Origin of the sequence: Sabulicella glaciei, from assembly GCF_026183895.1 — a bacterium.
Lineage (GTDB): Bacteria > Pseudomonadota > Alphaproteobacteria > Acetobacterales > Acetobacteraceae > Roseococcus > Roseococcus glaciei.
In genome coordinates this window covers 1-20287 of sequence record NZ_JAPFQI010000022.1, presented here as the reverse complement: position 1 = coordinate 20287, position 20287 = coordinate 1, and the positions used below count along the sequence as shown (strand labels likewise).

The 20287-nt window shown below is 65.2% G+C and carries 16 protein-coding genes and 1 pseudogene; 9 read left to right on the top strand and 8 right to left on the bottom strand.

Going from position 1 to position 20287, the window contains the following annotated elements:
• Nucleotides 1-599 precede the first annotated feature (599 nt).
• The 3 genes from OF850_RS19575 (at nt 600) to OF850_RS19565 (ending at nt 5240) form a co-directional block, all read left to right on the top strand.
• Nucleotides 600-2225, top strand: a complete 1626-nt coding sequence (locus OF850_RS19575) for an ATP-binding protein (protein ID WP_301592022.1) — start codon at nt 600-602, stop codon at nt 2223-2225.
• Between the two features lie 344 nt (nt 2226-2569).
• Nucleotides 2570-3922 (top strand): GTPase HflX, encoded by a 1353-nt coding sequence (hflX, locus tag OF850_RS19570; RefSeq protein ID WP_301592021.1) that lies wholly within the window; start codon nt 2570-2572, stop codon nt 3920-3922.
• Between the two features lie 643 nt (nt 3923-4565).
• Entirely contained in the window at nt 4566-5240 is a 675-nt protein-coding gene (locus OF850_RS19565; protein WP_301592020.1) for an IS5 family transposase, read from the top strand.
• Nucleotides 5241-5386: 146 nt separating this feature from the next.
• On the opposite strand, the gene OF850_RS19560 is transcribed toward OF850_RS19565, so the two are convergent.
• Entirely contained in the window at nt 5387-6769 is a 1383-nt protein-coding gene (locus tag OF850_RS19560; RefSeq protein WP_301592019.1) for a hemerythrin domain-containing protein, read from the bottom strand.
• A gap of 426 nt (nt 6770-7195) precedes the next feature.
• Here OF850_RS19560 and OF850_RS23770 point away from each other — a divergent pair, with 426 nt between their 5' ends.
• Entirely contained in the window at nt 7196-7894 is a 699-nt protein-coding gene (locus OF850_RS23770; RefSeq protein WP_368044707.1) for a transposase, read from the top strand.
• Entirely contained in the window at nt 7891-8199 is a 309-nt protein-coding gene (locus OF850_RS19555; protein ID WP_301592018.1) for an ankyrin repeat domain-containing protein, read from the top strand. The genes OF850_RS23770 and OF850_RS19555 overlap by 4 nt, the downstream gene beginning before the upstream one ends.
• 368 nt (nt 8200-8567) lie before the next feature.
• Here the strand turns inward: OF850_RS19555 and OF850_RS19550 are convergent, their stop codons facing one another.
• A complete protein-coding gene (locus OF850_RS19550; protein WP_301592017.1) occupies nt 8568-8984 on the bottom strand; it encodes a YcgN family cysteine cluster protein in 417 nt (138 codons plus the stop codon).
• Between the two features lie 678 nt (nt 8985-9662).
• Between OF850_RS19550 and OF850_RS19545 the strand changes: the two genes are divergently transcribed.
• The 3 genes from OF850_RS19545 to OF850_RS19535 all read left to right on the top strand — a co-directional run bounded on the left by OF850_RS19545 (nt 9663) and on the right by OF850_RS19535 (nt 13169).
• Complete coding sequence (locus OF850_RS19545) at nt 9663-10613, top strand: M20/M25/M40 family metallo-hydrolase (protein ID WP_301592016.1); 951 nt, start codon at nt 9663-9665, stop codon at nt 10611-10613.
• 398 nt (nt 10614-11011) lie between these two features.
• The gene (locus tag OF850_RS19540; RefSeq protein ID WP_301592015.1) at nt 11012-12409 is read left to right on the top strand and encodes a DUF2254 domain-containing protein; all 1398 of its coding nucleotides are present in this window, start codon (nt 11012-11014) and stop codon (nt 12407-12409) included.
• A gap of 550 nt (nt 12410-12959) precedes the next feature.
• Nucleotides 12960-13169 (top strand): hypothetical protein, encoded by a 210-nt coding sequence (locus OF850_RS19535; RefSeq protein ID WP_301592014.1) that lies wholly within the window; start codon nt 12960-12962, stop codon nt 13167-13169.
• Nucleotides 13170-13256: 87 nt separating this feature from the next.
• Here OF850_RS19535 and OF850_RS19530 read toward each other — a convergent pair whose 3' ends face one another.
• The 6 genes and pseudogenes from OF850_RS19530 to OF850_RS19505 all read right to left on the bottom strand — a co-directional run bounded on the left by OF850_RS19530 (nt 13257) and on the right by OF850_RS19505 (nt 19613).
• Nucleotides 13257-13412 carry a hypothetical protein gene (locus OF850_RS19530; protein ID WP_301592013.1) on the bottom strand — a complete coding sequence of 52 codons (156 nt, stop codon included), beginning with the start codon at nt 13410-13412 and terminating at the stop codon, nt 13257-13259.
• A 360-nt stretch (nt 13413-13772) separates the two neighbouring features.
• Nucleotides 13773-14195 (bottom strand): response regulator, encoded by a 423-nt coding sequence (locus tag OF850_RS19525; RefSeq protein WP_301592012.1) that lies wholly within the window; start codon nt 14193-14195, stop codon nt 13773-13775.
• Between the two features lie 666 nt (nt 14196-14861).
• Nucleotides 14862-15785, bottom strand: coding sequence for a transglycosylase SLT domain-containing protein (locus OF850_RS19520; protein WP_301592011.1), 924 nt, complete (start codon nt 15783-15785; stop codon nt 14862-14864).
• Nucleotides 15786-16303: 518 nt separating this feature from the next.
• Nucleotides 16304-16639 carry an SH3 domain-containing protein gene (locus tag OF850_RS19515; protein ID WP_301592065.1) on the bottom strand — a complete coding sequence of 112 codons (336 nt, stop codon included), beginning with the start codon at nt 16637-16639 and terminating at the stop codon, nt 16304-16306.
• An 847-nt stretch (nt 16640-17486) separates the two neighbouring features.
• Nucleotides 17487-18255: pseudogene (locus OF850_RS19510) on the bottom strand (IS5 family transposase).
• 65 nt (nt 18256-18320) lie between these two features.
• Complete coding sequence (locus OF850_RS19505) at nt 18321-19613, bottom strand: alpha/beta hydrolase family protein (RefSeq protein ID WP_301592010.1); 1293 nt, start codon at nt 19611-19613, stop codon at nt 18321-18323.
• Nucleotides 19614-19912: 299 nt separating this feature from the next.
• Between OF850_RS19505 and OF850_RS19500 the strand changes: the two genes are divergently transcribed.
• The coding region (locus OF850_RS19500; protein WP_301592009.1) for a transposase at nt 19913-20287 on the top strand (375 nt) is incomplete at its 3' end.

The window sequence follows — 20287 nt, the reverse complement described above, 5'->3', positions numbered from 1 at the left end:
CGCCACGCCCAGTCCGAAGCCCGCCATTGCGCTAGGCGTCGTATATATGCCGACGGACCTGGACCGAGCCAGCGGTGAACGCCGAGCAGAGGGCGCGATCAAACCGAGCCGCCGGTGAAGGGTCTCAAGCTGTTGGCTGGCCCTAGACCGGAAAACTGGTCCAGCCACTGTGAGAGTTTTTCAGGCAGGATTGCTGACCTGACCGGAGGCTGGATGATGCGAAAGAGCCGGTTTGCTGGCTGCTTGCGAGTGCTTTCATCGAAGCACTCGCCGCGTTTCTCGCGAACTTCCGCTCCGCGCCAGGATTTGCCTTTGGCAAATCTCAAGGGCCAGAATGTTGAAGATTACCTCCGATCCTTGGGAGGCAATATCTGAAGCAAAGAAGGGATCGTCGCCATCGCCTTTGATTGCACCCCGAAGCATCACTCGTGACGAGTAAGCGAAGCAGCGTTCTGCCCCCGGGCAAGGTGGGTGCCATTTGGACTCGGTCCAAGGGCTTCGTCCTTTTGTGGCTGTCCGCGTTCATGGTCCCACTTTCTGGGTTTCTGGCGGCTGCCTGGCTCGAATGGGCTCAGACCGCCGAGGAAACCCACGTGCGATTGACGCGCACGACCGAAATGCTGCGCGAGCACGCGCTTCGTGCCTTCGAGGCGCAGAACGCTGCAATCGTTGCCGCCGCTCTCCTGACCGGGGAAAGGAACTGGTCGGAGATCCGTGACGCGGCTGACCTGCACGAGGCCCTCCTCAATCTCGACCGGGCCGCGCCCGCGACGGTGGGGATCGCTCTAATCGACCCAGAGGGGAAGCTTGCTCTCACAAGCCGCGTGGCCCTTCCAACCCCTGCCGTGGATCTTTCCGGCCGCGACTATGTCCACGCACACCAGGACTCCGAGGCCGGCTCAAAGGGCATCATGGAAGGTGGGACGTTTGTCGGCGCGGTTTCCGAGGGAGCTGTGACGGGCCGCCCCGTCTTTCGGCTCAGCCGTGCCCGTCTTGGAGCAGCCCGCCAACCTGATGGGGGAGTGGTCAGCACCGCATTCTTCCCGGCTTACTTCGAGGAGTTCTGGCGAGGAATCATCGAAACAGAACGGGACGTCGTGCTGCTGCTTCGCCATGATGGGGCGGTGCTGGCGCGCCATCCGGCGCCTGCAGCGCCTGTGGGCTTGTCGGTCCCGAGCGGGACTCTTCTTCAACTGATCCAGGGTCAGGAGGCGAAGCGTGACGGCCCGGGTCGCCTTAGGCTCGAGGCTGGCGAGGCCGAGCGCTTGGTCGTCGTCCGCGGGCTTGGAGATTTCCCTGTCTCTGTCGCCTATGCGCTGAATGCCTCCGTTCAGTGGAGGAACTGGGCAGCACGCCTGCCAGCACCGGCCCTCCTCGCCGGGCTGGCAACGATCCTGTTGATGTTCCTCACTTGGCGTGCGCAGAGGGAAGCCGGCCAAGCGCGACAAGAAGCGGAGCGCCGGGCGGAGATGGAAGAGCAGCTACGCCGCTCGGAAGCGCGAACGGCCTTCTCGCAGTTGGCGGCTGGTGTTGCCCATGACTTTGGCAATGCGGCACAGGTCGTTATGGCAGGTGCGCATCGGATCGAGCGGAGTGTCGAGGATCCTGCGCGCGTGCGGGAGGCGGTAGCGCGCGTCGTGGGGGCGGCCGAGCGGGCGGCGGGCCTTGCGGCACGGATGATCAGCTTTGCACGGAGAGGGGCGCCCGAGGGCAATACAGCGTCGATTCAGCCGGTCGACCCGAGCGCAATCCTTTCCGAGTTGGTGGAGCTGCTATCATCCACCCTCGGACACGGGGTCACGACTCGCTACCAGAGCGGGCAGCCTCGGCCTCCGCGAGTCAATGTCGACCGGGGTGAGTTGGAAAGTGCCGTCATCAATTTGTGCCTGAATGCGCGCGATGCCATGCCTGACGGTGGGGAGGTGCTCGTGTTGAGCCAGGGGGATGCTGTGGCGCAGGCAGAGGGCCATCCAGCCGGGCTTGCTCCAGGGGCGTACGCACGCATCGAAGTGCGCGACAAGGGCATGGGGATGGATGAGGCCACGCGCGCCCGGGCGGGAGATCCTTTCTTCACCACCAAGGGCGAGAAGGGCACAGGGCTCGGCCTATCTATGGTCCGTGGCTTTGCGGTGCGGGCTGATGGCGGTCTGCATGTGTCCAGCCACCCGGGACGCGGCACCACAGTGACGCTGTGGCTCCCGGCGGTCCGGCCTGAGCGATTGTAAATCCAGACTCCGCGCGCTTCTCTCGAGAGGGGGTCTGGAGCGGGCTCGAGGTCCTACCCTTGTGTGGATTTGAGCAGCCTGGGGCTTTCTCCGGCCGAAGCCGGACCGGCGTCTTCTGCCTTCTCCACGGCGAGAACATGGCCCTTGCCCGGAAAAACTGTGCCGTTCCGCGCGGCATCTGTAGCGCGCGGCGGACACCTGAATGGATCCGGTGCGGGCGGCCTTGCCAAGCATTCCCGCCGCACCTCCCCGCCACGTAGCCGTGGACCGACGGGCACTTCGGTTGAGACTGAAACCGGTTCCGGCCCACGAAGCTTCGACTGAACTCATGCTAGGTCATCGCCATGGAAACCATGCCTCCCGTCCCACTCGCCGTCCTCGTCGGCATCCAGACCCCCGAAGTCGATGACGTGACCCATGCCGCCAGCCTTGAGGAGTTGGGGCGCTTGGTGAAGACACTTGGCTACCAGGTTGTGGGTGCGGTGTCGCAACGGCGCGAGGGCACCGGTGCCGGATCGCTGCTGGGGACGGGCAAGCTGGCGGAGTTGGCCGCGCTGACCGGCGGCACCGGCGTGGTCGGTTCGATGGCAGCGCCACCAACCGCGAAAGCGCGCGGGCGCTTCGGGGGCGCGGTCGAAGCCGTTCCCGTTCTGGGGTCGGAGGAGAATGCGGCTCGGAAACCAGAATTCGTGATCGTGGATCACGACCTCTCGCCAAGTCAAATTCGCAACCTGGAGCGGGCCACCGGCGCTCAGGTACTCGACCGCACTGGCGTCATCGTCGAGATCTTCCACCGCCACGCCAACACCCGCGAGGCGAAGCTGCAGGTGGAGATGGCTCGGCTGAAATACGTCGCACCGCGCCTTCGCGAGTCCTCGGGCGGCGGTGGGCGACAGCAGGGACCGGGTGCAGGGGAGACGACGCTAGACCTCGACCGCCGCAAGATCCGTGACCGGATCTCGGAGCTGCGGGAGCAGCTGGAAGCGGTGCAGCGCGACAGCGACAACCGCCGCACGGGCCGACAGGACCAGCTGCGGGTCGCTCTCGTGGGTTACACCAACGCGGGCAAGTCGTCGTTGATGCGGGCGCTGACGGGCAGCCAGGTGCTGGTGGAGGACAAGCTCTTCGCGACCCTCGATACCACTGTCCGCGTCCTGCAGCCGGAGACCCGGCCGCGGGTGCTCATCTCCGATACGGTGGGCTTCATCAAGCAGCTGCCGCACGACCTGGTCGCCTCGTTCCGTTCCACCCTGGCGGAGGCCCTTGAAGCCTCGCTACTGCTTTTCGTGGTGGACGCGTCTGATCCTACCTACGAGGCACAGCTGGAAGTGAGCCGCAGCGTGCTGCGCGAAATCGGGGCGGACGCCGTCCCGTACCACCTCGTGCTGAACAAGATGGACCGTGTGGCCCCCGCGCGGCGCGCGGCTCTGGTCGAGAGGCATCCGGATGCGATCCTGCTCTCCGCCCACTCGCCGGAGGATGTCAGAGCGCTGCGGGACACCATCATCGGGTTTTTCGAGGCTGCCATGGTGGAGGATGTGCTAGTGATGCCCCACGCCAAGCAGGCCTTGATCGGCGAAATCTACGAAAGCGCCCACGTGCTGTCAGAGACCTACGACGAGATTGGGGGCGTCCTGAGGGTCCGCGGTTTGCCTGGAACGATCATGCGGCTGCGAAGGAGTCTCGCTGCGCCCTGAGTTCTGCTGCGCCAAGTCGTTCATCGAAGCCGAACATGGTGCAATCAGGGAAAGGACAAAGTCGGCGAAACGTCTATCGGCCGCCTCCCTCTGGCGGCGCCGATGATCCTGGGCCATGCCACCGAATACAGTCCGAGCGACAAATGAGCATGACCGCGCGGCGTCTTGCCGCTCGGATTGACGCTCCTCCGTGCTAGGCGCTCCAATACCACCGGGTCACGCAGCGCCTCGTTTGCCGAGGAGTTCATGAGCGCCACGACCTCAGAACGACGTGCCGCGCGGATCCGGGGCTACTGCCTTTTCGGAAGGGAGATCCTCTCGGGACGCCAGGAGCGTCGACACGGCTGGGATCATAAAGCAGAGCACAGGGCGGGCCCATCTTCTCGCAACGCCGCAGCATCGCCCAGGAGTGCTGCTGCGAGGGCATTCCTTTCGTGTTCGTGTCCGAGCAGCCCTGCAACGGGCCCCCTCGCGCTTCGGCAAGTGCCCTTGCTGCCGAATGTCGAAGCCGATGTCCGCAAGCCCAGTCTTGCGTCTCCTGGGGGGGTATCGGGCCATCGCGCGTTTGTCCGTCGAGGGCGAGGCTGAGTGACCGTTTGAGAAAGGCTTGGCGCGACGCGGCTAGGGGTCATTCAAACTCGGGATGTGGACCCGAGAAACCCGAGGCCGGATGGCCGAACTTGGCCGAAAGACGAAGCGCTACCCCTCTGACCTGACGGACGAGGAGTGGACGCGGATTGAGCCGTTGCTGCCAAAGCCGTCGCGGCAGGGCCGCAAGCCCTCGGTTGACCTGCGCGAAGTGCTGAACGCGATCCGATACATGGCACGCAGCGCGGGCGGCTGGCGCATGCTGCCGGTGCACTTCGGTCCTTGGCAGACAGTCTATTGGTGGTTCCGGCGTTTCGTTCGGCGCCTGCTGTTCCAGACCATCCAAGACGTGGCGCTGATGCTGGACCGCGAGGCGGCAGGCCGAGAGGCGAGCCCCACGGGTGGTGTGCTCGACAGCCAAACCGTGAAAGCACCCTTCGCCGAGGTGCGCGGCTTCGACGGGGGCAAGCGGACCGTCGGGCGCAAGCGCCACGTCGCGGTGGATACCGATGGGCGCCTGCTGATGGTAAACCTCACGCCCGCGGACGTGTCCGACAGCGCGGGGGCGCAGGTGATCCTGGCCGCCATCCGCAAGCGCTGGCCATGGCTGAAGCATCTCTTCGCCGATGCGGGCTACGACCGAACCAAGCCGTCCGCATCCGAATGGATCAGCCGCGCCCGCACCGCGGCCTGCTCCATTCGCTACCGGACCGTAGAGGGAGGCGCTTGACTTGAAGCCAGCAGCAGAGGGAAGTCGGTGGCGGCATCCACCGTGGCCTGAGGCTTGGTGGGTGGCGTGCCCCTTGGCTCCTTCCGCGTGACGTCCCTTGATGGCTGGCTCCAGGTTGAGCCGGCCATCAGCGCTGTTCCCAATCCTTACTTCTTCCCAGTCGGCTGACTGCTGGACGGCTTCTGCGTCAGCGCGGAGGCTGCTGCCGTTTTCGCATCCGCAGAGGAACTATTGTCCGCGAGCACCTTGCCCGCCGCACTCGCCGCCTTGGCCGAAGTCACTTCGCCCTTTTTGGACGCCATGGGATCCTGCTCGATATATGAGCCCCGTTGCCCATTCAGCTGGCCCGCCTTCAGCTCTGGTCCGGCGCTGCGGCCAGGGTGGCGAATTTCGACTTCGTCGCGACGGACGGTCTCGCGCACCGTCTCAACGCGCTGGCTGCGCTCCATCCGCACCACGACCTCTTCCCGCAAGCGAGTTCGCTTCTCGACAGTCGGAACTTCCTCGGTCTCGATCACCTCGATCGACACCTCGGTCAGGACCTCGCCGGTGACCTTGTCGCTCACCGGGCGACGGCGCTCCACGACCACCCTTTCGCTCTGCAGCGTGACCTGACGCTCGACCGGGGTCTCGACCACAAAGCGACGGATGCTGGCCGTGCCGCGGTTCTCCGTGCGCTTGCCGACCTCGAGGACTTCCTCGCCCAGGGGGATGACCTCTTCCATGGCCGCGGGGCCACGAACGGCCGCGGAGGATCCCGGCCGCTGCGCGTTCGGCACCATGCTCATCCAGGGCCACAGGAACATGTTGGTCAGGGCCGATGCCTGAGCCTGGGCACGCTGGCCCACCTCTGCGGTGGAGGCAGGACGACTTGTCACGGCCACAGCCTTGGCTGCCGCGACGATCGGGCTCAGGGCCGCATCGGCCACACGGCGGATGTTCTCGCTGGCGCGCTCCTCGGCGGCTGCCTGCTCCCGCTCGGCCGCCTGAGCCTGCTCTGCTCGCAGCTCGGCCTGGCGTGCCTGGAACTCCTGCTCCTCGCGCTCCTGTCGCGCCTGGGCCCGACGCTCCTCGGCCTCGTCCTGCCTCGCCTGCTCAACCTCGGCCAGGCTGGCTTCCATCTTCTCGGCGACGCCCTGCACCTGCTCGTCAGTCAGTGCACGCTGCACCGCGGGAAGCAGCTCCTTCTTTTCATCTCGCGCATGCTGGCGGAAGGCCTTCTGCAGGTCCTGCAGCGTCTCGGCGAAGGCGGGGTCGTTCTTGGGCATGGCTTCGAGGTCGTTCAGCTTAGCCCGAAGCTCCTTGTTGTCCCGGATCGCGTCCGCCACGAGCTCGCGGGTCTCGGGGTTCTTCCGCAGGATCGGGAACAGGTGCTGCTCCTCGAGCCTGACATGGAGTTCGAGTTCGCCCTTGAGTTCGGCGAAGAGCTTCTCCCTAGTCTTAACCGCGCCATCCGAGGTTTCGGAAAGCTTGGCGAAGAGTTCGTTGGCCTTGGCCGGGCCGGCCTGCATGAGGGCGCGGAAGGTCATGGTGATGTCCTTGTCCTGTCGCAGTGCGGGCCTGCGACGTGAATGTGCAAAGGATCTCCAGACAGAGCTTGCGCTGCATCTCGGCCCACATGCCGGTTGGAGCGATCGTGCCAGGCAACAAATGCCTGAAAATGCTGCACTGCACACAAGTAATGCTCGGTTGGACTGAAAGTTAGGGCCCAGAAGATATAAATTATGGCGGCCGCACTGACCCAGTTATGGAAGGTTGGCGAATTACCTGCTACGAGTGATGAAGGCAAGTTACCTGGACACCTCGAGAGCATCTGCTGCTGACGGCTGCAGGCTGCTTCACTGTTGCTTGTGACGGTGAGAGCGAGGCATCGCGGGACAGCCCGGTTCCTTTGACGCGGAGGAGCGGCTGCATGGCTGTCGGTATCGGGGGAGCCGCTGGAGCGTCTGCGCGCCGTGGTGGAGTTCGAGGCGCTCCGCGCGGAGCTGGAGGAGGCGCTGCCGCGGGCCGGCCGCAGCCGCGGCCGCCGTCCTCCTTATGACGTGGTGCTGATGTTCCGCGTGCTGGTGCTGCAGGGGCTCTATGCGCTGTCCGAGGAGCAGGCCGAGTACCAGCTGCACCACCAAATCAGCTTCATGCGCTTGACGACTTCGCTGCGCTGTACGTGCTGCGGCCCTGCGTCTTCGGCCGCGTGCGCGACCCCTCGGGCGGGTCTGGCGGGCACCTCGAGCCGTGCGTGCCGGCCCGGCAGGTCCGCGATATGCTGGCCGCAGCCTCCGCGGGACCGCGGTTCGGCTGGGGCCGCTGAGCACATCTGGCTGGGCAGCGGCGCCGGGCGCGGGCAGTGGGCCAACCGTCCTGAAGCGGCCGCCTGGGCGCCCCGGCCGGTCGAGCCGCTGGGACGCGCTCAGAGAATTTCATTCGACAGTTCTCACCGCTGCCGCCGTGAAAACCGGAACACGAAAGTCTTTGACGAGATGCTTGAACCAAATATTGCAAAGGCAAATCTAGGCGTCGTTAGCGTCCGGTCGCCACCAGGAGCTGCTGTCACCAAACGCAGATCCTGGTTTGAGGGTTGGCTGCTGCGGCTTTGTGGCTCGCACCAGGCCTTCCGGAGGGCGACGGTCGCACCAGTGGAGGAGCAGACAGAATGACGGAATCCAGGGAAGCTAAGCTGCTTGCGGCGGCCGCATCCGGCAATCTTGCCTTGCTGGAGACGCTTCTGCCGGCTGCGGGCGACCTCACGCCTTTTGATGGTCCTGAGGGCGTGACGCCCTTGATGGTCGCGGCATCCGCCGGGCACCACGCAGCAGTAGAACTCCTCTTGGAGCGCGGCGCCAATCCGTCGCGACGTGACGCACAAGGCCGCAGTGCCTCGGAATACGCTCGCCGGGCGGGTCACCCACATTTGGCGGCGCGGCTCGACGGGGTCGTTGACCAAGAACAAACGATCTGGTGAGGCCGTGCGGGAAGGAAAGCCCGCACGGCCTCACCGCTGGAGAAGGCGCGTTAGGCAGCTTGGCTTTCGATCGGTGGCTGCCGCTCCAAGCTGTCCTGGGAAGTGTCGATCTCAATGTGACGCGGCCGCGTCGCCTCGGGCACCTCGCGGCGCAGGTCGCTCAGGAACGTTTCCATCGACCGGTTCTGGGCTTTCCTGCCGCAAGCACCGAAAGGAGCAACACCGTGCACGTGGTCACAAGCCCGTGAGAAAGGTCCACTCATTTCGCCGTCCCTAAAGACAGCTTGGTGCAGCGGGCTGGGTCGATCTGGCCACGTCTTGCCAGCCCAAGCTTGCCTCGGAGACCTTTAGCGTCGGTGCGCCCCGCTTCAGCCCTCTTCATACCCGACGAGGTTCTTGATCGGGTCCATGCCAGGCTCCATCGGCACGACCCAGCCTCGGACGCTGTGGCCCTCATGCACCCGCTCGCGGTCGCCGCACATCAAATGATGCCACTCAGGCAGCGATCTGCCTTCCTTCACCAGCCGGTAGGCACAGGTGTTGGGCAGCCAGTTTCCTACGCTCTCTGGGGTCAGCGTGTTGCAGTGCGACATGCGTTCCTTGCGGTTGGCGTAGTCCATGCACCGGCCAGTGTCCGGTGACAGCAGAGGGCAGCCCAGCCGAGTCAGGAGCCTGAAGTTCGCCCGCTTGAGCCGGACCGTGCAGCAGCGTCCGCAGCCGTCACACAGGCTTTCCCACTCAGTCTGGGTCATCTCCGCCAAGCTCTTTTGCATCCAGAAGGTCATGGCTTCAGCCCCTGCCCGCAACGTCCATGGCTCATCTGGAACGATGGACGCAGCGCATGGTTCTCCACGCGACCGTTCCCTAAGTGCCGAAAGAAGCGGGAGAGGCTGCGGGTCAGGACCGGCGGATGGCGGACAATGCTCCAAAGTTACTCCCGACCGCTGGGGGCTGGCTGCGATCCGATCGCCAAAGCCCAGCGGAGGACGCGGTGGGCTTCCGGTGAAGCGAGAACCGGGTGTCAGGTCCATGTACGACCTGCAGTAACCAGTTGATTGCCTCTTATTGTTCCATCCGACCCTCGCAGCCGCAGATCCCTTGCAGGGGCTAACCAGGCGGCTCCGCGCGCAGCCCTACCAGTTCATTCCGCAAGCAAACAAACTTCTCGCTGACGAGTTCTTGCGTGATGACGCTCCATCCCCCCTGCCCTCGCCCGGCGAGAAGGCGCCTGGAGTGTGATCGGGTGCGGACGGCGCCGCGGCTACGGAAGCACGGCTGTGGAGCGTCCAGCTAAAGTATCAGCATCAGTGAAGTAACCTAAAACAACACCCAGGAAGGCATCCTCCATGCGGGACGAGTCTCTGAGCTTCCTTAAGCGCATCATTACCGCCGTCTCGCCGAGCGGAAGCGAAGAGCCTGTCGCCCAGCTCTACAGGGAGTACGTGGAGCCCCTCGCGGACGAGGTGACGACCGACATCCACGGCAACGTCACTGCGACTTTGAACCCGGGTGCCCCCACGAAGATCATGCTCGCCGGGCACATGGACGAGATCGGCTTCATCATCCACCACATCGGGGATGACGGGCTGCTCTACTTCAGCGCCATCGGCGGGCATGACAGTGCTGTGCCTGTTGGGCAGCGGGTCTGGGTGCATGGGCGTCGGCGGATCACCGGTGTCATCGGACGCAAGGCGTTGCACCTCCTCGGTCCTGATGAGGCCGGAAGCAAACCGAAGCTTGGGGAGTTGTGGATCGACATCGGCGCCGCTTCACGAAGCGAGGCGGAGGAGGCGGTCGGCGTCGGGGACCTGGCCACCTATCAGTACGATTTCCAGCCACTGCTTGGCGACCGTGCCGTCGCACGAGGCTTCGACAACAAAGGCGGCCTCTTCATCGTAGCCGAGGCGCTGCGCCTCCTCAAGGAGGAGGGCGGACTTCACGAGGACGTGGGCGTGTGGGCGGTCGGGACGGTGATGGAGGAGATTGGCTCGCGCGGTGCCTCGGCTGCGGCGGCTGCGCTAGCCCCGAGGACTGGCATTGCGGTCGACATGGAGCATGCGATCGACCTTCCTGGGCTGACCCCGGCGCAGTTCGGCCAGCTCGACATGGGAAAGGGGCCGAGCATCTCTCGGGGCGCCAACACCAACCCAATCGTCTTCAAGCTGCTCTGCAAGGCCGCGTCCGAGGCGGGCATCCCATTCCAGGTGCGCGTGGCGCCAGGGGCCACGCCCACCGATGCCAAGGCGATGCAGACCAGCGGGCATGGGATGGCAACTGGCTTGGTGGGGATCCCGCTGCGATACATGCACACGCCCAGCGAGGTGCTGAGTCTCTCCGACCTGGAGAATTGCAGCCGTCTGGTGGCGTCGTACTGCCGCCAGGTGAGACCAGATACGGATTTCACGCCGCACTAGGATGGAGCGCGGCTCGAAAACCGCCATGCGTCGTCCTGCTCGCCAAAGATGGGATGTCCACCAGGCCGCACACACCGAGACCATCCCCTCAGGCGCTGCGCGGATGATGCGGTCTCACCTGAACACCTCAGAAGGTGCCGAAGCCCGCGTTCTTCGTCGGCCCCCCACAGCCATGCTGCCGACCTCAGGCCGAGTTCCTGGTCCAGCAATGTCCAGGCTGCGGTCGCGCTGGATTGGGAGATCCGGCGGGGGTGATGCCGCAGAAGCTGCAGAATGAAGCCGAACGACCCCGTCCTCCCTTGGGACACGGTGCAAAGGTCGCCTGAAGTCTCTGCTGTACCTGCATCCACGGAGCTTCGGGGCATTGCTTCTTCTCGAGAACGAAAGGCCGAGACGGCATGGTGAATACGAACCGGGCCCGGGCGATCTGGGATGCGGTGCGCACGAGCCTCTGGCTCGTTCCTTCCGTGATGATCCTCGCGGCAGCCGGACTGGCCTGGGCGATGCTGGCGGTGGACGCTGGAAAAGGCGGCGAGGACGACGTGCGCGCCTGGTGGATGAACAGCGGCAGCGGCGAGGATGCGCGCAACCTCCTGTCCTCGCTGCTGACCGGGGTGATCTCGATGGCCTCCATGGCCTTCTCCGCCACCGTCGTCGTGCTCACCCTGGCCGCCAGCCAGTACGGACCGAGGCTGATCCGCGTCTTCCGTGCCGACTTTACCACCCAGGCCACGCTCGGCACCTTCGCCATGACCATCGTCTACTTGGTGCTCGTCCTGCGTGCGGTCCGGGGCGATGCCGAGTTCCACGATGTCCCCCACGCGGCGATCAGCCTTGGCACGGTGCTTGCCTTGGGCTGCGTGCTAGCGCTGCTGGTCTTCATCCAGGAGCTGAGCACGATCGCCGTTGCCAACGAGGTCGTGGCGCGCGTGGGCCGGGAATTCGACGAGGCGATCGAGCACCTGCCCCGGCTAGAAAATGACGCGGAGACCGAGCTGGAGGGAGAGGAGGAAGCCGCAGAGGATCTCTGGCGGACAGCCGCGGCCCTGGAGCAGCGCCAGGAGGGCTACGTCCAGTCGATCGACCACGACGCCCTGCTGGCGTGGGCCGACCAACATGGTGCAATGCTTCGCCTCGACTTTCGCGCTGGTGACTTTGTCGTTGCGGGGGACCGCCGTATCCTGGTCTGGCCGGCGGAAATGGCCGAGGCTGCCGAGCGCGACAGCATCTGCGAACTCGCCACGGTGGGCCGGGAACGGACGCCGACTCAGGACCTGGAGTTCGCCGTCCGGCATCTGGTCGAGGTGGCGGTGCGGGCCTTGTCGCCCGGCATCAACGACCCGGCCACCGCCATCGCGGTGGTAGACCGGTTGCGGGGCTGCCTCAGCCGGCTGGCGGGACGGCAGCTGCCGCGGCGCAGGCTGCGCGACGCCCAGGGTCGGCTTCGCGTCATGCGTCAGACGACGACATTCGCGGGAACCCTGGACGCCGCCTTCAACCAGATCCGCCAAGCTGCGGCGAAACATCCGGCGGTGGTCATCCACCTCCTTGAAGCCATTGCCCGCATTGCTGAGCACGGCAGAACGGAGGAGCAATGCGTCACCCTGGCGCAGCACGCACGCATGGTCGCGGCGGCTGGCCTGCGCGAGGCTTCCGAGCCGCGCGACCGCCACGACATCGAACGAGCCCTCGAGAACGCAGAAGGAAAGCTTCGGCCGGAGGAGGCATCACACCGGGTGGACCGCGGTACTCGCCTTCGCGCGACGCCGGGCGCCCTGTTGAGGCCCACGGCATAGCGCCCTCTGACTTTCACGAGGCCCAGGCCCTCCGCCATGGTGGCCGTCCCCTTGTCGATCCAAAGCGCGCTCGAGGATAGGCACCAGGCTCTCGCGGTCTCAGGGGGGCCGGCCCTGGCAGAGGTCGCACGACGTGTCCTTTCGCCCTATGGCGGGTCCGGCCGGATGGAGGCCGACGGCGCGCCAATCTGGGTCGCGGAGGATGCGGCGGAGGTGCTCAACCTTGCCTTTCACGAACTGGCCACCAACGCTGCGAAGCCGGGCACCCCTTCCGTGCCGAATGGTTGCGTCACGGTGTCGTGGCGCTTGGGGCGTTTGAGGAAGCCTGATGCAAGCGTTCTGATATGAAGAACAAGGGCCGCGTCGGCCGTTGCGCCCCAGGGCATCCTTTCCAGCACCCTGTCCGTGATCCCTCCCTCTACAGTGGTCCGCCTTGAGATATAGGTTTGAACCGGAGGAGGACCGAGACGGCGGGGCGGGGGAAGCACCGGTCTGAAGAGGCGCTGACCAAGCTGCGGCAGGTGGATGTGCTGCTCTCACAGGGCAGTCCGTGGCGGAGTCGATCCGGGCGACCGGCGTGACGCAGGTCGGCTGTTATCGCTGGCGCTCCCACATCCACATGACGAGCATCCACAAGCCCGACTTCGCCTTTGTGTTCCGGGATCGCGGCGAAACCATCGCGACCGGAAGCGCCTCGACACCGCGCGTCGTCTACCTCCTTTTCGAGGAGTTCAAGCGCGGGCGGCTCTCAGCCGATTGATGCTCGCAGCGCCCCTCGCCACCCACACCCGGTCTCGAATTCTTTCAGCTGCACTTCGTTCGGCGGCCTCGCGACCTGATCAGTCTCTCAAACGCGGGACCAGTCCCGTTCGGTGCTGGCGCGAACGAAGCGCTCCATGATGCCGTCGGCGTAGCGGATGACCATTGTTTCGCGAAGCCGACCGTCTGTCGCTGGAACCAGCGAGAAGCACATCTCCAGAGCCTGAACATTCCGGAATGTCATCGTCTTTTCTCCATCGCCGGCTGTGCTTCATTCCGCGACTTCGAGACCTAGTTGAAACTCGAACTCCGAGGTGCCCCATTTGTTGCTGCACCTTGCGCCATTCCCAGCATCGTACCGCTGTGGTGTTGTTTGACGCCATAGGGCCAATTGGTCAGACCTGAGCCGTACAAGGGCATTATAGCTCCAATTGGAGGGCTTTGCTCGCCTTGGACGAGTGCAGCGCGGCAAAGGAAGAGGAGAAAGCGGAGCCACAGCCCAGACGGGTGCTGCCCCTGCTGCCGGGCGCCCGAGCCAAAGGTCGAACTACACTCCCAGTCGCGCTGATCGCCTCTGACAGAAAGCCTTCGAAGCCTCCGCAGGTCAGGCCGCGAGCAGGTCTTTCTCGGACACGCCCACAACAGACAAAGGCTCGAAGACCTGATCCTGCCCCAGGAGGCGCAGGAGCTGGACTGCGGGCGCAGGCTTCGGCAGCCAGGGAACGTGCTGAAAGGAGAAGGGGACGCCTACGGCGGGCTGCTCCGACACGAACACGAAAGGGATGCCTTTGCGCCGCAGCAATACGGCCACCGGAAACACCAGCTCACCATGCAGCTCAACGTCGAGCACGGCTGCCTTGATATCGGCTTCGCGCTCAAGCATCCGCAGTGCCGCGGCCAGGGTGGCCACCGGACCCGCGACCCCTGCCCCCGCGGCTTCGAGCGAACGCGCCAGGGAACTCGCGTGAAGATAATCATCCTCCGCCACCAGCACCTTGAGGGTGGGAAAGGTCGTGTCCGGGTTCATGAAGCGGGGTCTCGGCGTCCAGCGACGGCCCATACAGCCGCTCGAGAGCGCGGTCCATGAGGGAAAACAACAGTACCGCATAAACGGACCTCCTCGATTGCCAGCGGCGGACCTCGCTAGCAACGAAGGCTTCAGCCGGGCCGCCAGCCCCAGGTGTCAAGCTGTTGGCCATCGCAAACTGGGAGCTACGCGCGCGACCCAAAAAGCACTGCGGCCGGGGTTTTCTGATGCGGCGGCATGTAGGTAGGATTACGATCTATGACGCCGAATCGGATACGTGCAGAAGCCGGTCGGGGTACTCAGGGGGACTGAGAAGACGGCCGTGCGGGAGGGGGAATCCCGCACGGCCTCACCTCAGCCGCCGGGGTTTGGGGGAAAGAGGCGGCAAAGGCTTGATTCCTTAAAGCATTATTCGCTTCGTCGTTCGCAACAAACTCCATAATACAGCATGTTACCGCCCTGGCCTTGTGCGCGAGGGGGCGTCGAGCGGACGCAACTGGCAAGTGGCGGACGCCGTCCTCAGCGCCATGCGAGCCCTGCTAGGTAGGCTTCACTTCCCCAAGCTGCCCCCGATCGCTGCCGCCACGCCAGCCTGACTTTCCGGGTCGGCGGCACAGCCGTGCCGCACTCCTGCGCCGCAACCTCGAAGTCTGCCACCTTCTCCCTTTAGACGCGCGTGACCCTCAGGGGCGCGAAGACCTGTCGGATATCCTCGTAGACGGCTGCGACGGAGAGAGGCCGCCCCGCCCGGACGAAAACATTGATGTTGCTGCGGGCTGCCGTGCCGGCGACCGCGACACCAGTCGTGTTTGGATCGGTTCGCATGGCAGCAAGAAAGCGCCTCGCGCCGGTCACGCCCAGCAGGTGCACAAGGTACAGATCCGCTGGCTCGACCGTGCGTCCCAAGGATTCTTCCAGGCGTGGGCGTGCCGCCCGAAGCCTTTCGGCAGCCATCGCGACCGAAAGGCGCGGATCCTCCCGGAGCTTGAGAATGTGGCGCAGCGCCCTTGGGTCCTGCGTAGTGATGTTGCCGTCGCGGTCGGTCCGCAGGAGGGCGGCGTAGCCCCGGAGGCCGTGCTGCGCGCCGAAGTCACGAACCGCTTCGAGCCAGGTGTCGTCCGTGAACTGCATCAAGCCTGTGGCGGACGAGCTGCGGTTGCGGGCCTTCGGATTGAGGCTGCTTTCCCGCTCCGCGATCAGCCGGAGGAACTCTGCACTCAAGCCCGTCGCCTGCTGCGCCGAGACAAAGGCAGTGAGCACGCGGTTTCGCGTGAGTTCGGGCGTCTGCGGCCGCGGTGCCGGGCTTGCCCGGCGGACCTGCGTCCGGCGTGCCGACAGGCGAGCAGAGGAAGAGTCTCGTCTCTGCCTCGCGTCAGCGCGGTCGCGCGCCGCCGGGCGCTCGCTGTGCGTCGCCCTCTCGCGCGCCTGCGACGAGGAACGAGCCTCTGCTTCCGGAACCATCGCGGGGACCACCAGGATGGTCGCAGCAGCGGCGATGGACTTGAGGTGGCGGCACAACCACGGAACCGTCAGACGCAGCGCTGTCGAGATCGGAGCAGCATGGGCTGAGGAAGAAGTGGTCTGGCTCACGCCGGTCTCCTCGAAATGATCAAGGGCGTGGCCGCCCAGCGAGCGCTTAACTCAAGATCGAAAGAATGGTTCTCAGAAGAAGGGCCGAGATCGATGCCTGGAACGTGCAACCTTCTCGTTGCGTCCTCTCGTGTGAGTGAGCCTCCTGTTCTTCGGTTGTGGACGAGGGATATTCTCAGCAACCAGAAGTTTGGTGGAGAGGCGAGTTCAGTCCGGGCCCTGGCGCTTCAGCCGTAGCTCCATCGCAAAAGAAACTCAGTGCGGGGTGGCGTTTCGTCGAGAACGCGAGCCTTGCCACCTCCTCGCGCGTTTGTGCTCGGACTGCTGCGTGTGCGTGACGCGGTTCAAAAAAATGCAAGAGAAGGATGAGCAAGCGGCCTCATAGCCGCTGTGCTGGAGCTGGGAGTGCGGGCTTCGGTCTCGATGGGTTGCAAGCGATCGCTGGCCGCTCTCTCGGCGCGTTGCGCCGCGTCACGTGGCCAGATTCGCCTGCGCAGACAATCCTCGACACTCCGACGTCAGCGGTCCGTCCGTTCCACGACGGAAGAGTGGATCCAGCCCCAGGCGGCGCCGTTCTGGCCGACCTGGTACCACCCGCCCGGCGCCTCGCCGAGCACCTGCAAGGTGCTCGAGCGGGGAACCACGCGCAGAACCTGACCTCCCTGGGGTGCGGAACGGAGGTTTGCGCCGCTGCGGGCCGAAGTGACGACGGTCCTGAAGGAGGGTGCGGCCGCCGCAGGGGGCGCGGCTGACGACGCAGGCGGGGCAGCAGTGGGCCTGTCGCTGCCTGCCACGGTGGGCGCAGCTTCGGGCGCCGATTGTGTCGGCAAGGGCGGGAGAGGCCGCGCTGGCATGCGCCCGGAAGGCGGGCCGCCCCCCTCGAAGCATCGGTCGACCAGTTCGGTGAACACGCGGCTCGCCTCGGGACCGCTTGCTCCCAAGACAAAGCTGGTGACCTGCGCCTCATCCCCCGCGACGGACACCACCGCCACCCAGGGCAAAAGCGGCTCACTCGCACTGCCCGAGGCGGTGGCACGACCGCAGACCGCGAAGCTGTTCGGGACGGCCTGGGCAAAGACCTGTACCCCGCGCGATTGCGGCTCACCGGAAGCGCGCATGCGCTCCCGGAGGCGGCCCTCCGCGGCTTGGCGGGCGGCCTGCAGGCGCGGATCGGGAGTTGCCGCCTTCTCGGAGGGGGGATCCTCCCGGCACGCCAGGAGCGTCACGGCGGCAAGGGTCAGGAGCAAGCCACAGCGGAAGTGCATGCGCGTCAAACGCCGCAGGTCAGTCCAAGAATGCAGACGCAAATGCGTGGGGCCTCGCGTGTTCCAGGAACATTCTCCTGAATGTAAACGCCTCTGTCCCCTGCTGCCTTCGGGTAGCGGAGCCTTTTCCGTTCCGGAAGCCGGACGACGCTTGGCCGCGGTGCTCGGCTTTCGTTGCTTATTTCCTTAACAATCCAATTGGAGCAGCCGGCCCAGTAGGCCTCGCCTCGACGAGCCTAGAGCACGGAGAAGCTGAGACACGGGAAGCGAAGGGTTTAATCTCTTAGAAATCGTGCAACCACAAGGAGTGCAGGCGACCGCATTTACTAACATGGTCAGCTGGGGCCCAGTGGCGACCATGCTCACTAACAAATGGGGGGAGGTTTCGGTCGTACTTGAGTAGTCGCGCAAGGGGTCGTGCCCACTTTAGGGCCTGTCATCGCTTGAAATGATCGAGTGTGGCGGCGTGGCAGAGCACGCCGAGAAAGGACCTGGCGGTTTTCTCGTATCGTGTGGCGACAGCCCGCCACTCCTTGAGCCGCGCCCAGAGGCGCTCGACGCGGTTTCGGCTGTTGTAGATCCAGTCCGGGCAAGAGACCGGTGCCTCGTGACGTTGGGGTGGGATCGCCGGCCGCGCTCCCATGCTCCAAATGTGTTCGCGGAGGTCGTGGCTGGTGTAGCCGCGATCGCCGACCACCCAGCGGGGCACCTCTGGCAGCGCGTCAAGCAGCGGGATCGCGTGCGGGAGTTCATGCGCCTGTCCTGGTGCAATCCGGAACGCGATCGCCCGACCGGCACCATCGGCGATCACGCAAGCCTTGGTGCCATATCCGCCACGAGAGCGGCCAAGCGCCTCACGACCGTCTCGCTCAGCCCGAGATCCCCCCTTCGTGCAGCACCAGCCGCCTTCTGATGGGCGCGCACGCTGGTGCCATCGAGGAACACCATGCCGAGCTGGATCCCGCGTCTTGCACAAGATGCAGCAGCCGCTCCCAGACGCCGGCACGGGCCCAGCGGATGAAGATCTGTGGCGCCCGCCACCATGGCCCGTACTCCTCAGGGATGGCTCGCCATTTGGCGCCGTTCTGATGACGCCAGAGGATCGCGGCCATCGTGCGCCGCAGGTCACGGGGCGGCGTCTTCCCTTTGGGCCGGCACGCCTCCACCAGAGGCTCGAGCATCGCCCATTGATTGTCGTCCAGCATGGGTCCCTCCTGCTCAAAGCAGGCAAAACCCCAGCGAAGCCAACAAGTTCAAGCGATGACAGACCCTAGAAGATCCGCCCCTCCTCAATGCCAAACTGCAGGTAGTGCCCGAGTGGGTCGACTCCGGCGGCCAGGACATCAGGGTTGGCCGCAAGATACCGCGAGGTGCTGAAGGAGGGGCCTGGATCGCGGCCCTCCATCCAGCCCCATAACTGGTAATGCAGCAACGGCTCAACACCGGCGGCCGCGACATCCGGATTGGAGGCCCGATAAAAGTCGGGATCGAAGTAGGGGTTGGGGTCGCGGCCCTCGCGCCAACCATAGATGCTGTAATGCTCGAGCGGATTGACCCCAGCGGCGGCGACATCAGGGTTGGACGCGAGGTAAAAGCTGGTCTTGAACGCCGCGTCAGGGTCACGCCCTTCCCGCCAGCCAAACTGCTCGTAATGCGTCTGCGCATCGACTCCCGCCGCCGCAACGTCCGGGTTCCTCGCCAAGTAAAAGTCTCGGTCGAAGAGCGGGGCAGGATTGCGTCCGTTGGTGCCTGCCGCCTCCGAGGCCACCTGGAACGTGTAAACCTCAATTCGATGGTTCGCTGGATCCGCCCGCAACAACTCCCTGAAGTCAGAGACCTGATCGACACTACCATCGAGGCTGGGGAGCAGCACGGTGATGCCGCGGTTCTCGTAGTCCCGCGTCAAGGACGGCAGCGAAGCAAGGGCGTCGGCCACCGTGAGGCCAGGGAAGGTGTCCGCGGCAATAAATGCGGCTCCTCCAGCGAGGAGCGGGTTGGCACGCAGCTCCGCGCCGGTCTCCGCACGGTTTTCACCCAGATAAACGGCTGGGTCACCGGCGATCACGTAGTCGCGGCTGCGTGGGTCAGTTCCCTCGCCGAGCAATGCCCCCGGCGAACCGAAGGTGACGGCGAGATACTGGGTCGCCGCACTGGGATGCTGAGACATGTAGAGCTGCGTCATGGCGCCGCCGAGGCTATGCCCGGTGACCGCGACGTTACGCACCTCAGTGGCGGTCACGTAGCTGTCCAGCGCGCTCACCAAGGGTGCGAAATCTGGGTAGTCGGCATTGATGTCGCGCAAGGAGTTGATCGAGTCCTCGCGGTCGTCAGAGCCTCGGAAGGCCAGGACGACCGTTGGCTCGCCATTGAGGGAGCCAGTGACCACCAGCGCCGCCGCGTTCTGGTTGCGGTAAATGCCATCAACAAAGCTCGCGCCCAAGCTGGGATCGAGGGTCAGCGCTGTAGTCGGAAGGGGCGTGAAGCCAGCGGGAAGAGGAGGGTCCGCGTTCGAATAGGCGGCCAGGGCGAGCCGGGCGAGGGAGACGTCGCGGGCGGTGGTCATGGCCATCTCGCTGTCAGGAGGGTTGCTGATCCCTCCATGCGGATGAACCACTTGGTTGCCTGCTGGTTGCCGGGACGGCCACGTAGTTCAAAGCGCGTACGCCACCCGCCACGCGAAGGCCGCCCGGTCCTTCATCGGCGCCCTACACCACGCCACTGCGCTCGGCTGGCTCAAGCGCTAACGGACCTTAGTTGATCTCGGCATACAGTCTGAGCTCGACTTTGGCCATTTGCGGGAGCTGAGGCGGCGGAGCGGGTGAGCGGCTAAGCTGGAGGCGTCCCGGCCAAAGGACAGCCGCCATGCTGCGCCTACCAGCCCGCTTCGCCGCGGTGATCCTATGCTTCGCGCCGCTCTTCCGGCAACGGAGTTGGCGGCACGCTCAGGTGCTACTGATCGGGTCCATTCTGGCACCAGGCCGACGCATGGTGACCAGCATCCTGCGGATCACCGGGCTCAGCCGGGAACGGCGGTTCGTGAACTATCACCGCGTGCTCAATCGCGCTGCCTGGAGCGGGCGGGCGGCTGCCCGCGTGCTGCTTGAGCTTCTGCTGGACGCGTTCCTGCCGGCAGGGCCGGTGCTGCTGGGCCTTGATGACACGATTGAGCGGCGGCGCGGCAGGCGCATCAGCGCCAAAGGGATCTATCGGGACCCGGTCCGCTCCAGCCACGGGCAT

What these genes read in the sequence shown, in the direction of transcription:
- OF850_RS19560 (WP_301592019.1), bottom strand. Translation starts at nt 6,769, where the DNA reads ATGACCTTCCGCGCCCTCATGCAGGCCGGCCCGGCCAAGGCCAACGAA.
- OF850_RS19565 (WP_301592020.1), top strand. Translation starts at nt 4,566, where the DNA reads ATGTGGACCCGAGAAACCCGAGGCCGGATGGCCGAACTTGGCCGAAAG.
- OF850_RS19530 (WP_301592013.1), bottom strand. Translation starts at nt 13,412, where the DNA reads ATGACATTCCGGAATGTTCAGGCTCTGGAGATGTGCTTCTCGCTGGTT.
- OF850_RS19515 (WP_301592065.1), bottom strand. Translation starts at nt 16,639, where the DNA reads ATGCCAGCGCGGCCTCTCCCGCCCTTGCCGACACAATCGGCGCCCGAA.
- OF850_RS19540 (WP_301592015.1), top strand. Translation starts at nt 11,012, where the DNA reads ATGGTGAATACGAACCGGGCCCGGGCGATCTGGGATGCGGTGCGCACG.
- hflX (WP_301592021.1), top strand. Translation starts at nt 2,570, where the DNA reads ATGGAAACCATGCCTCCCGTCCCACTCGCCGTCCTCGTCGGCATCCAG.
- OF850_RS19525 (WP_301592012.1), bottom strand. Translation starts at nt 14,195, where the DNA reads ATGAACCCGGACACGACCTTTCCCACCCTCAAGGTGCTGGTGGCGGAG.
- OF850_RS19550 (WP_301592017.1), bottom strand. Translation starts at nt 8,984, where the DNA reads ATGACCTTCTGGATGCAAAAGAGCTTGGCGGAGATGACCCAGACTGAG.
- OF850_RS19505 (WP_301592010.1), bottom strand. Translation starts at nt 19,613, where the DNA reads ATGACCACCGCCCGCGACGTCTCCCTCGCCCGGCTCGCCCTGGCCGCC.
- OF850_RS19555 (WP_301592018.1), top strand. Translation starts at nt 7,891, where the DNA reads ATGACGGAATCCAGGGAAGCTAAGCTGCTTGCGGCGGCCGCATCCGGC.